This window comes from Alicyclobacillus macrosporangiidus CPP55 (assembly GCF_000702485.1).
In the GTDB taxonomy this organism is placed as follows: Bacteria; Bacillota; Bacilli; order Alicyclobacillales; family Alicyclobacillaceae; genus Alicyclobacillus_H; species Alicyclobacillus_H macrosporangiidus_B.
This window is the reverse complement of sequence record NZ_JNIL01000001.1, coordinates 274,501-287,507: the sequence shown is the minus strand read 5'-3', so window position 1 is coordinate 287,507 and position 13,007 is coordinate 274,501. Positions and strand designations below refer to the sequence as shown.

Annotated in this window: 15 protein-coding genes and 2 pseudogenes; 8 read left to right on the top strand and 9 right to left on the bottom strand. The window is 56.1% G+C overall.

Annotated features, from left to right (window positions below):
• Window positions 1-154: 154 nt before the first annotated feature.
• Window positions 155-1,642 carry an IS5 family transposase gene (locus tag N687_RS0101520; protein ID WP_029420182.1) on the top strand — a complete coding sequence of 496 codons (1,488 nt, stop codon included), beginning with the start codon at window positions 155-157 and terminating at the stop codon, window positions 1,640-1,642.
• A 38-nt stretch (window positions 1,643-1,680) separates the two neighbouring features.
• On the opposite strand, the gene N687_RS0101515 is transcribed toward N687_RS0101520, so the two are convergent.
• Window positions 1,681-2,190, bottom strand: a complete 510-nt coding sequence (locus N687_RS0101515; RefSeq protein WP_029420181.1) for a hypothetical protein — start codon at window positions 2,188-2,190, stop codon at window positions 1,681-1,683.
• A 447-nt stretch (window positions 2,191-2,637) separates the two neighbouring features.
• The gene (locus tag N687_RS22775) at window positions 2,638-2,931 is read right to left on the bottom strand and encodes a site-specific integrase (RefSeq protein ID WP_081841063.1); all 294 of its coding nucleotides are present in this window, start codon (window positions 2,929-2,931) and stop codon (window positions 2,638-2,640) included.
• Between the two features lie 185 nt (window positions 2,932-3,116).
• Here N687_RS22775 and N687_RS20560 point away from each other — a divergent pair, with 185 nt between their 5' ends.
• Window positions 3,117-3,416, top strand: a complete 300-nt coding sequence (locus tag N687_RS20560) for an integrase core domain-containing protein (RefSeq protein WP_029420180.1) — start codon at window positions 3,117-3,119, stop codon at window positions 3,414-3,416.
• A 134-nt stretch (window positions 3,417-3,550) separates the two neighbouring features.
• Here the strand turns inward: N687_RS20560 and N687_RS0101505 are convergent, their stop codons facing one another.
• Window positions 3,551-4,624 (bottom strand): glycosyltransferase, encoded by a 1,074-nt coding sequence (locus N687_RS0101505; protein ID WP_197029184.1) that lies wholly within the window; start codon window positions 4,622-4,624, stop codon window positions 3,551-3,553.
• A gap of 373 nt (window positions 4,625-4,997) precedes the next feature.
• On the opposite strand from N687_RS0101505, the gene N687_RS25370 reads away from it, so the two are divergent.
• Genes N687_RS25370 through N687_RS25360 form a run of 3 tightly spaced genes read left to right on the top strand, consistent with a single transcriptional unit; the run spans window position 4,998 to window position 5,644 of the window.
• Window positions 4,998-5,276 carry a hypothetical protein gene (locus tag N687_RS25370; RefSeq protein WP_419670111.1) on the top strand — a complete coding sequence of 93 codons (279 nt, stop codon included), beginning with the start codon at window positions 4,998-5,000 and terminating at the stop codon, window positions 5,274-5,276.
• 31 nt (window positions 5,277-5,307) lie between these two features.
• Entirely contained in the window at window positions 5,308-5,436 is a 129-nt protein-coding gene (locus tag N687_RS25365) for a hypothetical protein (protein ID WP_419670110.1), read from the top strand.
• A gap of 1 nt (window position 5,437) precedes the next feature.
• The gene (locus N687_RS25360; RefSeq protein ID WP_419670109.1) at window positions 5,438-5,644 is read left to right on the top strand and encodes a hypothetical protein; all 207 of its coding nucleotides are present in this window, start codon (window positions 5,438-5,440) and stop codon (window positions 5,642-5,644) included.
• 786 nt (window positions 5,645-6,430) lie between these two features.
• Here the strand turns inward: N687_RS25360 and N687_RS24590 are convergent.
• Entirely contained in the window at window positions 6,431-6,901 is a 471-nt protein-coding gene (locus N687_RS24590) for a hypothetical protein (RefSeq protein ID WP_051662856.1), read from the bottom strand.
• A gap of 446 nt (window positions 6,902-7,347) precedes the next feature.
• Between N687_RS24590 and N687_RS24585 the strand changes: the two genes are divergently transcribed.
• Both N687_RS24585 and N687_RS22765 read left to right on the top strand, forming a co-directional pair.
• Window positions 7,348-7,842 carry an exosporium glycoprotein BclB-related protein gene (locus tag N687_RS24585; protein WP_231493567.1) on the top strand — a complete coding sequence of 165 codons (495 nt, stop codon included), beginning with the start codon at window positions 7,348-7,350 and terminating at the stop codon, window positions 7,840-7,842.
• A gap of 223 nt (window positions 7,843-8,065) precedes the next feature.
• A pseudogene (locus N687_RS22765) lies at window positions 8,066-8,608 on the top strand (IS1634 family transposase); the annotation flags it as partial.
• A 448-nt stretch (window positions 8,609-9,056) separates the two neighbouring features.
• Here the strand turns inward: N687_RS22765 and N687_RS24580 are convergent.
• Window positions 9,057-9,284: a hypothetical protein gene (locus N687_RS24580; RefSeq protein ID WP_051662855.1), complete on the bottom strand. Its 228-nt coding sequence runs from the start codon at window positions 9,282-9,284 to the stop codon at window positions 9,057-9,059.
• A gap of 53 nt (window positions 9,285-9,337) precedes the next feature.
• Here N687_RS24580 and N687_RS25355 point away from each other — a divergent pair, with 53 nt between their 5' ends.
• Window positions 9,338-10,717, top strand: coding sequence for a BclA C-terminal domain-containing protein (locus N687_RS25355; protein WP_231493566.1), 1,380 nt, complete (start codon window positions 9,338-9,340; stop codon window positions 10,715-10,717).
• A gap of 259 nt (window positions 10,718-10,976) precedes the next feature.
• Here the strand turns inward: N687_RS25355 and N687_RS25350 are convergent.
• The 4 genes and pseudogenes from N687_RS25350 to N687_RS0101470 all read right to left on the bottom strand — a co-directional run.
• Window positions 10,977-11,366: pseudogene (locus tag N687_RS25350) on the bottom strand (NAD(P)H-binding protein); the annotation flags it as partial.
• A 12-nt stretch (window positions 11,367-11,378) separates the two neighbouring features.
• Window positions 11,379-11,780, bottom strand: a complete 402-nt coding sequence (locus tag N687_RS22750) for a TIR domain-containing protein (protein ID WP_269320511.1) — start codon at window positions 11,778-11,780, stop codon at window positions 11,379-11,381.
• A 49-nt stretch (window positions 11,781-11,829) separates the two neighbouring features.
• Entirely contained in the window at window positions 11,830-12,093 is a 264-nt protein-coding gene (locus tag N687_RS0101475; RefSeq protein WP_029420178.1) for a DUF5348 domain-containing protein, read from the bottom strand.
• Complete coding sequence (locus N687_RS0101470; RefSeq protein WP_029420177.1) at window positions 12,090-12,890, bottom strand: ExeA family protein; 801 nt, start codon at window positions 12,888-12,890, stop codon at window positions 12,090-12,092. The genes N687_RS0101475 and N687_RS0101470 overlap by 4 nt, the downstream gene beginning before the upstream one ends.
• Window positions 12,891-13,007: the final 117 nt, after the last annotated feature.

The window sequence follows — 13,007 nt, the reverse complement described above, 5'->3', positions numbered from 1 at the left end:
TCTCTCACGTCACAAGCCGCCACAGATAAGTAGGGCTTGCTGAACAACCGAAAAACGCAGTCGTGACAAGGGGTTTGAAGGCAGGGTGCCGAAGTAGTGTGCAAGGATTTCGAGCGAAATGGCGCAAAAACCTTGCACACGGGGGACGGTTATCGTGTATCGGAAGAGAGAGAATCAGGTTCTGTTGCCTCATGAGTTCTTTCTCCCGTTTGGCGGCAAGTTGAATGAAAATAACCGCTGGGTAAAACTTACGCAGCTCATCCCATGGGACCGCGTTGAAGAATATTACGCAGATCTGTTCAAGCCAGCGTCGCAGGGTGGACAGACGGCAGTGTCTGTTCGCATGGCGCTTGGTTCCCTGATCATCCAGCAACGGCTTGGCACCAGTGATCGCGATACCGTCCAGCACATCACAGAGAATCCATATCTGCAGTACATGATTGGTCTGCCAGAGTTTCAGGAAGATCCCCCGTTCGACGCCTCGCTCATGACTCACTTCCGAAAGCGTCTGGGGCCGGATGTGCTGAACCAAGTCAATGAGTGGATCATCCAGTCCGATGTACAACACAAGGAAGATGAGGACCAAGTTTCGGATGACGATTCTGATGGGGGCACGAGAGCCGGGAGTCAATCAACGTCTTCAGAACCACCGGCGCCGGTGCCGCGACAAGGGAAGTTGTTGTTAGATGCCACGTGCGCACCAGCGGATATCGCGTATCCGACAGATTTGTCGCTGCTCAATGAGGCACGCGAGAAACTTGAACGCATCATCGACGTACTGCATTCCGCCCGGGACACGGGCCAACGAAAACCGCGCACCTATCGCGAGAAGGCGCGTAAGGCATACCTTTCACTGGCCAAGCAGCGGCGTGTGAGCCCGCGTGTTCTGCGCAAGGCCGTCGGCAAGCAACTGCGCTTTGTGGCGCGAGACCTTCGAATCATTGCCATGCTGCGAGACGAGGTCGGCCTCAGTGTGGTGAGCCGTCGCCAGTATCGCGACCTGCTCGTCATTCACGAGTTGTACCGTCAGCAAGCAGAGATGTATCGCAAGCGGACGCGGCGTATCGACGATCGAATCGTCAGCATCTCACAGCCGCATGTGCGTCCGATGGTGCGTGGCAAGGCGCGTTCGAATGTGGAGTTTGGCGCAAAGGTGGCCATCAGCCTCGTGGACGGATACGCTCGGATCGAGCAGTTGCAGTGGGACAGTTTCAACGAAGGACTGACACTCGAAGCAGCCGTGGAGGCCTACCGTGAACGGTACGGGTGTTACCCAGAGGCGGTATTAGCCGACAAGCTATACCGGACGCGAGCGAACCTGCAGTACTGCCGGGGACTTGGCATCCGGCTCAGTGGCCCGAAGCTGGGTCGGCCATTGAAGGATGAGCAGGCCAGCCAAAAACGAATCGAACGACAGGACGCCGTAGAGCGCAACGCCATTGAGGGCAAGTTTGGGGAAGGGAAACGCAGATACGGGTTAGGCCTGATCCGGGCACGACTTCCGGAGACGAGCGCGAGCGTGATTGTCATGCAACTTCTGGTAATGAACCTGGAACGGAAGCTACGGCTTCTGTTTACCCTGCTTTCGGTGGTCGTCATATCGGGATTCCGACGGCCGCTTGGGGCTGATTACGCGGTCTAAGCTGTCATTCAGCAACCCGTAATTAGCGTAACATATTCTCAGCTACGTTCTGCCTTTTTTGGGCGTATTGATTCGCTTCTTGTACCATTTTCTGAGCCGATTTTAGATATGCTCCCGCAGGCGACGCCTGTGTGGAAACGGATACGGCTCAGGCGGAACTTGGCGGAAGCGAGATCGTCTGGCAGTTTGGGTCTGACCACGTACGCCATGGACGCCTGGTTGCCACCCATATGTCCCCGGTGCAGTTGCACCTGCCAGTCCGTGAACGGTTCCACCACGAGCATCAACTGCACGTCCAACTCCTCCGTCTCCGCATCCTCGCCGGGGAATACGTCCACGTGCACCAGACTCGCCTCATCGTACTGCTCGACTCGGGATATTTGGTACGTCACCCCGTCCACAGATACCCGCTTCATCACCGGGATGACACCCTGCAGATGCTGGGGCGACACGGGATGGCGCATCGGCCGGCGCGGGTTGCACATCGACGCAAACACCGGCGCCAACACGTCGATGCTGATGTCGTACTGCTCGCACCAGCGTTCCATCAACTCCCTGGTCGGATACGCGTTCGCACCACGGCTCAGCTTCTACCGCATAGCAATGAGTTCGGCCAATTGCTCGTCCATCGGTGTTTTCCGCAACTTAAAGATGCAGAAAAACGCGGCGTGCCGATATACCGCGTTCTGCATAACAATACAGGATTGGACGGGTGTCGTTGTTGAACTAAACGCCCCCGTTTGTGCAATAGCGAATCTCTTTGTTCAGTTACTAGCTTTGTTATGTGAGCTTGATGGTGTCGGCTACCACAATTTCGAACAAGGGGTTACTGGTGGTATCGCACGGAAACGATCCGCGGTGGTAAAAAAACAGCGTCAAATAACGGATCCTACGTGTTGAGAGACCAATTGAATGGGTAGATTTCTAACAGATTTCTAACCTTCGAGTTCCGAAATAGCAGGCAAAGAAAATCCCCGCCAACAAGCGGGGTGTACTCACTTCTCTGGTGCCTTCCCGGCTGTGCCTGTAATCAGTGCGGCAAAGTCATCGGCAGCACGATGTTGCAACCCAGGTATGAGGTGCGAATACGTATCCATCGTGATGCTGATCGAACTGTGCCCTAGACGTTCGCTCACGATCTTAGGATGCACGCCCTGAGCAAGCATGAGTGAGGCATGGGTGTGACGCAAGTCGTGGAACCGTATACGCGGCACATCTGCGCGTTCCAACACGCAGCCGCTGAACCATGTCTGCCGCCGCTCGCCGTTTTCGTCTCGTCCTAGATCTATGACGAAATACCATCGGTTTCCTTTTTTTCGCGGCGGCGCTGCCGAATCCCCAGCTCACGGCGTCCCCTGCAATTTCGCTGCCAGCGCGCGTTCCGCTTCTTCGCGCCTGAGAGGGCTGTAGACACTACACGAGTTATCCACAGGTCCCATGAACCCGCACCAGAACTGGGTTCGTGGGACTCTGTATGACTACCAACCTGTCGAACTCGGGGATGACGAGTCGGCGGTTTATCCAGGCGATGAAGGATATCAACCGCGAACGGACGGGCTACAACAACTCCGATGCTGATGGATACATCGAGCGATTCTTCCAGTCGCTCAAGGAAGAGGAGGTATGGTTGCAGGAATACAGCAGCTTTGCCGAGGCGAAGGCAGCGATTGAATCGTACATTCACTTCTACAACACGGAGCAGCCGCATTCAGCGTTGGGTTATCGCTCGCCGGCCGAATTCAGAAAATGGAAGCCGCAACAGAACGCAGCGTAACAAGACGGTTATCTGAATTATAAGTCTACTATTTCTCTCTTAAAGGCCATCCCATCTGTCTTGACAAGCTCGGGTTCAATACGGTACCGCTTCTCACAAGGAATTGCCGTTGCGATGAAACGCCGACAGATCAGTTACGTTTTTAGTATAGATTCCAAGTAGTTCTTGTTATATAGCACCTGTTCGTCATTTGGCTTATATTGACGAGCTTTTTCGTTATGTTTGTAAGCCAATTCATACTCACCTAGATGATAATAACAAACGCAGAGTTGCAGATGAGGGAGCCACGTCCAGCATGCATCGTTGAAGTAACCCCAACTATCTTTTGATTTTTCAACTTCAGTGGCGAGTTTGTACCAAAAGACTGCTTTATTCCATTCGCCTTGTTGCATGAATCCGTAACCTAACCTACAGCAGAATTCTGCACGCGGAGTATCATATTCGAATGATTTTAGCGCATATTCCTTTGCGCGCTCCATGTCTCCTAAATGAAAGTAACAGTCTGCCAATTTTCCGCACGTTGCAATGATGTCTTCAATCCATCCTTGCTTTGAATTGAGGAATTTCGTGTAATACTCGATCGCTCGTTCATAGTTTTGATGGTCGAAGCATTCGTTTGCATAATAAAATAGGTCGCGCGGTGTAAATGTCTCCCCTGCAGCGAGCCTGCGTTCGTAAATCCGCAGATTACGGTCAGAATCATGCTTCACAGGAAGATGGGTAATGGCGATATCACTATTTAGAACGGAACCGTTTACAGCTAGGTATTCGTGTACGGCTCCGTACCACCGAAACCCTTTGGATCGTTTCGCTAAGCGATTCCGTCGAAGGCTGGCAGTCACATTACCTTCAGAATCGAAAGCTAGATGGTAATACATAGAAACGACATCGACTGCAGAGTCGAGGTTCTGTTTCAAATGTAGGAATTTCTGTCGATCGGGTTCAAGCAACACGTCGTCCGCGTCGAGCCAGAGGATGTACTCCATCGATGCGTGACTAAATGAAAAATTCCGAGCTGCGGCAAAATCATCGATCCATTCAAAGTCAAGCACGTGTGGGGTCCACTTTCGCGCGATTTCCTTGGTGGAGTCTGTTGATCCTGTATCAACAATAATGATCTCATCAACCAGGTCTGCAACAGATTCCAGGCATCGTCCAAGGGTTTCTTCTTCGTTTTTTACAATCATGCAAAGGCTGACGCGAATCACGTGGGTACCTCCCTGCCCATGACCTTGTGTATTCCTCTTCAGCAGTATTATTCTCTCCAGACCGTTAAGGTGACACGGTTCAGGACAGCTCGGTTACATCGCTGGTACCAGACTCCGTTTGAAATACGCTATACAAATGAACAGCATCGCAGATGTAAGAGGGTTCTGTCTGTGTTCGTGGTACCCGAGTTCGACAGTTGGAGCCGGTGTGTAGAATCATGGACGAAACTGGAACCCAGTCGTGACGCGGCTTGCCGGACTTATCCACAGGCATACGCCGCGTTTTTCGTGACTTTTTTGTAGACATGTGTTTGTATGTGGATAACTTCCTTTTTTGTTTACATTTCTGTAGCATTCTCCGTATAACGTGGACATGTATATCCGTGTCATCCGCCGCAAGAACAAAAACGGTTCTGTCACCGGATACGTACAGTTGCCGCATAACTATCGCGACCCCAAGACTGGTCAGCCCAAAGCCAAGGTCCTCTACACGTTTGGCCGTGAGGACCAGGTGGACCTTGAGGTGCTGCGACGACTCGCTCAAAGCATTCACCGTTTCGTCGGCGATGAGTTCGCGGCCGATCGCGGCAACTCCGAAACCATCCAAACCACGCTGTTGGACAGCCGTCCCATGGGGGGCGTATCTGCTTGACGAGCTGTGGCGATAGCTTGGGCTGGACGAGGTGCTGCGTGAGCGGCTTGCCGACCGCAAGTTCAAGGCCGCCGTGGAACGCGTGATCTTCGCCATGGTGGCCAATCGGGCACTGGCACCCAGCAGCAAACTGGCCATCGAGGAATGGGGGGGACCGTGAAGTGGCCCTCCCTGGACTCGCCGAGTTCGACGTATGGCAAGGTTATCGGGCGATGGACTTCCTGCTGGATGTGGCGGAAGACCTGCAGTACGGGGTCTTCCGGTGCGTCAGCAACTTGTTGAACCTGGACGTGGATTTGCTGTTCTTCGACACGACTTCCACGTACTTCGAGACGGAGAACGAGCCCGAAGAAGGATTGCGCCGGTGAGGCTAGTCCAAAGACCACCGGCTCGACCTGCCCCAGGTGGTGATTGGGCTGGCGGTGACGCGGGACGGGATACCCGTGCGGTGCTGCACGTGGCCCGGAAACACGGCCGACATGAGAGTGGTGGAGCAGGTCAAGCAGGATCTGGTCGGTTGGCGGCTGGGCCGGGTGATTACGGTCGTGGACCGCGGTTTTGCGTCAGAGGGCAATCTGTGAATCCTCCAGCGGGCAAGAGGCTACTACATCGCCGGGGAGAAGATGACCTCGGGCAAACCGGCGGTGGAAGAGGCGCTGGCTCGTCTGGGACGCTTTCGGGAGATTCGCCCCAACCTGAAGATCAAGGATGTGGTCAGGGTTCGCCGCCCTCATTTCTCCCTGAAGGGTCTGTCCAGATGGTCATGGGACGAATCCCAACCGGCGAGTAAGCTCGGAGACCGGAGGTTTCAATCGAGTCGTCTCGACTGTTTTGGAATTTAGCACTGATTACCAACAAATTCCATCATAAATAATTCCAAATAAGGACAAATGCCGTAACAATCAAGTTGAAAACACCGTATTTCTAACTGGGCGGAGGTGAATGTATGAGAAAGGGCAAACACGAGCCACAAGGGCAACTGGACTCACAGGTTCTTGGACCTACAGGATCCATAGAGCCCACCAGACCACCTAGGCCACCCGGACCACCCGGACCACCCGGACCACCCGGACCACCTGAACCACCTGAACCACCTAAACCACCTGAACCACCTAAACCACCTGGACCTAGAGGATCCACTGGACCACCTGGACCTAGAGGATCCACTGGACCAGCAGGACCGACAGGACCGACAGGACCGACGGGAGCCACTGGACCAGCAGGGCCGGCGGGACCGACAGGACCGACGGGAGCCACTGGACCAACGGGACCAGCGGGACCGACAGGACCGACGGGAGCCACTGGACCAGCAGGGCCGGCGGGACCGACAGGACCGACGGGAGCCACTGGACCAACGGGACCAGCGGGACCGACAGGACCGACGGGAGCCACTGGACCAGCAGGGCCGGTGGGACCGACAGGACCGACGGGAGCCACTGGACCAGCAGGGCCGGCGGGACCGACAGGACCGACGGGAGCCACTGGACCAGCAGGGCCGGTGGGACCGACAGGACCGACGGGAGCCACTGGACCAGCAGGGCCGGCGGGACCGACAGGACCGACGGGAGCCACTGGACCAACGGGACCGACGGGACCGACAGGACCGACGGGAGCCACTGGACCAACGGGACCAGCGGGACCGACAGGACCGACGGGAGCCACTGGACCAGCAGGGCCGGCGGGACCGACAGGACCGACGGGAGCCACTGGACCAGCAGGACCAGCGGGACCGACAGGACCGACGGGAGCCACTGGACCAGCAGGGCCGGCAGGGCCGACAGGACCGACGGGAGCCACTGGACCAGCAGGGCCGGCGGGACCGACAGGACCGACGGGAGCCACTGGACCAGCAGGACCGACGGGACCTACAGGGCCAGCGGGACCTACAGGGCCAGCGGGACCTACAGGGCCAACGGGACCTACAGGGTCAACCGGACCTACGGGGCCAGCGGGACCTACGGGGCCAGCGGGACCTACAGGGCCAGCGGGACCTACAGGGCCAGCGGGACCTACAGGGCCAACGGGACCTACAGGGCCAACGGGACCTACAGGGCCAGCCGGAGCAAGCGCTATAATTCCATTTGCATCCGGAACTCCTGTCGCGCTGTCTAGTGTTGCAGGTGGATTAGCTAATACTGGAGCTCTCGTTGGATTTGGAAGTTCTTCGGCAGGTGTCACTATTGGCGGAGGAACAATAACGCTAGGTGGTGTCGGGGGCGTTCTTGACTTCGCATTTGTAGTTCCTCGTGCTGGAACAGTCACATCAATATCTGCGTTCTTTAGTGCTACAGTTGGAGTTTTAACTGCAGCTGGAACAGTCAGAGCAGAATTATGGAGTGCACCTGCAGGTAGCGACACCTTTACTCCAGCAGGCGTTTTTGTACTATTGGCACCACCTTTCGGCCCTGGAGTAGTTGCTCCTGGCACTACTGCATTTAATACTGCTGCGGCGGCATTACCGGTAGCTGCAGGTGACAAACTATTAATGGTTTTTTCTTTAGATACAACTGCGACTGTTCTCGATACGCTTACAGGTTTTGCAAGTGCAGGTGTTGCAATCAGTTAAGTGACGCAACATAGTTCGAGGACATGTGCACCTTAAAAATATCTACCCTACCTACGGTGGGAGGCATTCTACACAAGGGCACTCTGTAATACATCCGCCTGGAAGCTGGAACGCTTCGGGCGGATTGTTTTGTGATCGGTACGTCTTTACTGCTGATGGTGCCTTTCCGATAGGATAGTGTTAAAACAGAATCTGAAATCGGAATAGCACAAGTATCTACCTCGGACTCGCCGAGTTCGACGTATGGCAAGGTTATCGGGCGATGGACTTCCTGCTGGATGTGGCGGAAGACCTGCAGTACGGGGTCTTCCGGTGCGTCAGCAACTTGTTGAACCTGGACGTGGATTTGCTGTTCTTCGACACGACTTCCACGTACTTCGAGACGGAGAACGAGCCCGAAGAAGGATTGCGCCGGTGAGGCTAGTCCAAAGACCACCGGCTCGACCTGCCCCAGGTGGTGATTGGGCTGGCGGTGACGCGGGACGGGATACCCGTGCGGTGCTGCACGTGGCCCGGAAACACGGCCGACATGAGAGTGGTGGAGCAGGTCAAGCAGGATCTGGTCGGTTGGCGGCTGGGCCGGGTGATTACGGTCGTGGACCGCGGTTTTGCGTCAGAGGGCAATCTGTGAATCCTCCAGCGGGCAAGAGGCTACTACATCGCCGGGGAGAAGATGACCTCGGGCAAACCGGCGGTGGAAGAGGCGCTGGCTCGTCTGGGACACTTTCGGGAGATTCGCCCCAACCTGAAGATCAAGGATGTGGTCAGGGTTCGCCGCCCTCATTTCTCCCTGAAGGGTCTGTCCAGATGGTCATGGGAACGAATCCCAACCGGCGAGTAAGCTCGGAGACCGGAGGTTTCAATCGAGTCGTCTCGACTGTTTTGGAATTTAGCACTGATTACCAACAAATTCCATCATAAATAATTCCAAATAAGGACAAATGCCGTAACAATCAAGTTGAAAACACCGTATTTCTAACTGGGCGGAGGTGAATGTATGAGAAAGGGCAAACACGAGCCACAAGGGCAACTGGACTCACAGGTTCTTGGACCTACAGGATCCATAAAGCCCACCAGACCACCTAGGCCACCCGGACCACCTGAACCACCCGGACCACCTGAACCACCTGAACCACCTGAACCACCTGAACCACCTAAACCACCTAAACCACCTGGACCACCTGGACCACCTGGACCACCTGGACCACCTGGACCTAGAGGATCCACTGGACCAGCAGGACCGACGGGAGCCACTGGACCAGCAGGGCCGGCGGGACCGACAGGACCGACGGGAGCCACTGGACCAACGGGACCAGCGGGACCGACAGGACCGACGGGAGCCACTGGACCAACGGGACCAGCGGGACCGACAGGACCGACGGGAGCCACTGGACCAGCAGGGCCGGCGGGACCGACAGGACCGACGGGAGCCACTGGACCAACGGGACCAGCGGGACCGACAGGACCGACGGGAGCCACTGGACCAGCAGGGCCGGTGGGACCGACAGGACCGACGGGAGCCACTGGACCAGCAGGACCAGCGGGACCGACAGGACCGACGGGAGCCACTGGACCAGCAGGGCCGGCAGGGCCGACAGGACCGACGGGAGCCACTGGACCAGCAGGACCAGCAGGACCAGCAGGACCAGCGGGACCGACAGGACCGACGGGAGCTACTGGACCAGCAGGGCCGGCAGGGCCGACAGGACCGACGGGAGCCACTGGACCAACGGGACCGACAGGACCGACGGGAGCCACTGGACCAGCAGGGCCGGCGGGACCGACAGGACCGACGGGAGCCACTGGACCAGCAGGACCAGCGGGACCGACAGGACCGACGGGAGCCACTGGACCAACGGGACCGACAGGACCGACGGGAGCCACTGGACCAGCAGGGCCGGCGGGACCGACAGGACCGACGGGAGCCACTGGACCAGCAGGACCAGCGGGACCGACAGGACCGACGGGAGCCACTGGACCAGCAGGGCCGGCAGGGCCGACAGGACCGACGGGAGCCACTGGACCAGCAGGACCAGCAGGACCAGCGGGACCGACAGGACCGACGGGAGCTACTGGACCAGCAGGGCCGGCAGGGCCGACAGGACCGACGGGAGCCACTGGACCAACGGGACCGACAGGACCGACGGGAGCCACTGGACCAGCAGGACCAGCGGGACCGACAGGACCGACGGGAGCCACTGGACCAGCAGGGCCGGCAGGGCCGACAGGACCGACGGGAGCCACTGGACCAACGGGACCGACAGGACCGACGGGAGCCACTGGACCAGCAGGGCCGGCGGGACCGACAGGACCGACGGGAGCCACTGGACCAGCAGGACCGACGGGACCGACAGGACCGACGGGACCGACAGGACCGACGGGACCGACAGGACCGACGGGACCGACAGGACCGACGGGACCGACAGGACCGACAGGTGCAACTGGGGCTACTGGAGCAGCAGGTGGGTTATCCGAATTTGGGTACATTTACAATGTAGGTGCCCAAGTGGTACCCTTAGAAGCTGACGTCACTTTTGATACAAATGGTATTCTTACACCCGGAATTACGCATGCTCCCGGAACGTCTCAGATTGTATTTACCGTTCCAGGAGACTATGAAGTTACTTTTTCAGTGTCGGGTGTAGAACCCAACCAATTCGCACTATTTTTAAATGGTGCTCCTGTTGCGGGAACCGTATATGGATCAGGTGCCGGAACTCAGCAGAACAACGGGCAGGCTATAATCGCCATAGCAGCTGGCGACGTTCTTACCCTTCGGAACCATACTTCTGCTGCAGCAGTAACGCTTCAGACTTTGGCCGGAGGTACACAAACAAACGTAAATGCTTCAATTGTCATCACTAAGTTAAATTAGCTGAAAATAATAGATGTTCATGCGAGTCTGATATGAAATCTCTCTACCGATGGATTTCCTTTTTTGTTTTGTTTTTGATTTATTTCCGGTCGTTTTCACGGCGCTGGCTTGTTAGCTGACACTCCACAAACACGGGTGTTTATTTCTCCCCTAACGTGCCCCTAAGTTGACCAAGGCGCCCTGTAAGAGTGTGACGCACGCTCCGTGCGATCGTGAGCCTCTGCCCCTAACAACCCCAAGCCAGAGGGAGGCGGAGCTGTCAACCGGGGGACCGAAGGTCCAGCGTCAGCGACCCTTGACAGCCCGACGACCGATGGCAATTTATGGGCCAGAGCAAAGGCCGTAGAAAGAATGCGAAAGAGCTCAATATCGGGAGCATCTGTCCAATGGAGCCAACTCCCGCTTCAATCGCTGCATCAACTAAATTCCTGGTTACGTCTCGGCGTAGATGATGATCATTCTCAACCCAACTCGCCGGATTACGAACCTTAGAACTGGGGGGGATTTTTGTTGCTAAATGGAGGATAGCATCACAACCAGCCAAGGCGGTTTTTAAAGAATTGACATCAAAAAGATTAACTTCTGTCGGTTGGGCTCCAATGCTACGCAGAGTTTCTATGTTGGCAGTTGAACGAGCGACCCCTAATACCTCATGTCCATTTCACGCTTCCTCAACCCAATCTGAAATATGTTTCTTTATGTACTTGTACACATCTTCGCTTTTACTGTATGGCGGATCATACAGTTTTACTATGTCAGACAGTGGCTCTCCATTTAAGGTGAAATTGTCGAACGGATTTCTTCCTTTTTTGGCCTGTTTTCCATCACGGTCCTTGAGATTGTGAATGCATATCCCCACCAAACCTTTACCATCACTCCAAGATTTTTTGATTTCGTATTTTATCCACGGTCGTTCAGCGGTCCGTTCTCCAACCAAGACTACTGTGCATGACCGTCCAAACATTTGGTCGTTGATCCACTTTTCAATTGTGTTACAGCCAACGTATAATGGCCATAAGTTGACGGTGTTTGTTGTCCGGAAACTGACGGATTCGGTGGCCATGGCGGATGAACGGGGCAACTCACCCGAGTTGCCCCGCTGCCACTGCAGTTTACACATAGATCTTGGCGTCGTAGGTTGCCGCTTTTCTTAACGTGAGCACCGTTGATTTTCCATCCGTCGACCCGGGAAAGATGATGCACCAACTGCCTGCCATGTCCATCTCCAGCCGTCCCCACACAAACTGCCTGCCTATTCGCAAACCAATCACTTCTCCACAGTGCAAAGACACGGAGTCGTCCCCACACTGAACCGAGAACCGGTCCCACTGTCTGTCGTAACGCAGGGTGCCGCGCTTTGCAGTTCGCCTGGTCATGTCAACTCCCCCTGTATGACCAGATTCACGATGTGATCATCAATGATCCGGTGCTTCGTCTGGGCACCGTACATGAGGCAGTGCGTGCACACCTTGTTGATCATGCGTGCTGCGCCACTGGAGAATCGATAAACCTCATCGATGGCCTTGTCCGAGAAAATATCGTGCTCGGCCCCGGCATAGGCCAGGTGACGTCGGATGTACTCACCGACCTCTGCCCGGTCGTAATACGGAAGCTTGCACTGTATGTCGATTCGTTGGCGGATGGCGGCGTACGCCTGGAGGTTTAGACGCTCCCAGAGTTCGCTCTGCCCGACCAGGATGAGCGCCATGGGGCTTTGCGCATCCATGCGGAAGTTGAGCAGGAAGCGCACCTCCTCCAACATCTCTCGGTCGAGAAGATGAGCTTCGTCTACGACGCAAACGGGCTGCACGTGGTGAATGCCGCGCATGAGTTCTATCTCGCGATGCAACTGTCGCTTTGCGTCGCCGCGGTAGAACTTGGACTCACACCCGAGCTGCTCTAACAGTCCTTTGTAGAAGTGGCGAGGCGTGAGTTTCGAGTCTGACAGGTAGAGGACCTGGTACTTGGCACTATCCAGTGTCTCCGCAAAACGGCGAATGGTCGTGGTCTTTCCCGTTCCGCAGTCCCCGGTGACGACACAGAACAGTTGCCGCTGCGCCGCGTAGGAAAGCCGCCCCAGCGTGTCCTCCAACGATGGCGATGTGTAGAGCTCTCCGGCCGGAATGTTTCTGGCGAACGGGGTGTGCCTAAACTCGTAGAATGACTCAAACATCTCCCTTCACCTCGTTCCACGCGGAGGTGTAGGAGATGGCCCGTGCCTGTCTGTGTTGACGTTGCTCATGCTGTGTTTGTCAAGCGAAAAGTTGACCACTTTGCTAATCGAAAAGTT

Coding starts and splice junctions, on each gene's coding strand:
- N687_RS22750 (WP_269320511.1), bottom strand. CDS start 11,780: ATGGCCACCGAATCCGTCAGTTTCCGGACAACAAACACCGTCAACTTA.
- N687_RS0101470 (WP_029420177.1), bottom strand. CDS start 12,890: ATGTTTGAGTCATTCTACGAGTTTAGGCACACCCCGTTCGCCAGAAAC.
- N687_RS25370 (WP_419670111.1), top strand. CDS start 4,998: ATGTATATCCGTGTCATCCGCCGCAAGAACAAAAACGGTTCTGTCACC.
- N687_RS0101515 (WP_029420181.1), bottom strand. CDS start 2,190: ATGGAACGCTGGTGCGAGCAGTACGACATCAGCATCGACGTGTTGGCG.
- N687_RS0101475 (WP_029420178.1), bottom strand. CDS start 12,093: ATGACCAGGCGAACTGCAAAGCGCGGCACCCTGCGTTACGACAGACAG.
- N687_RS20560 (WP_029420180.1), top strand. CDS start 3,117: ATGACTACCAACCTGTCGAACTCGGGGATGACGAGTCGGCGGTTTATC.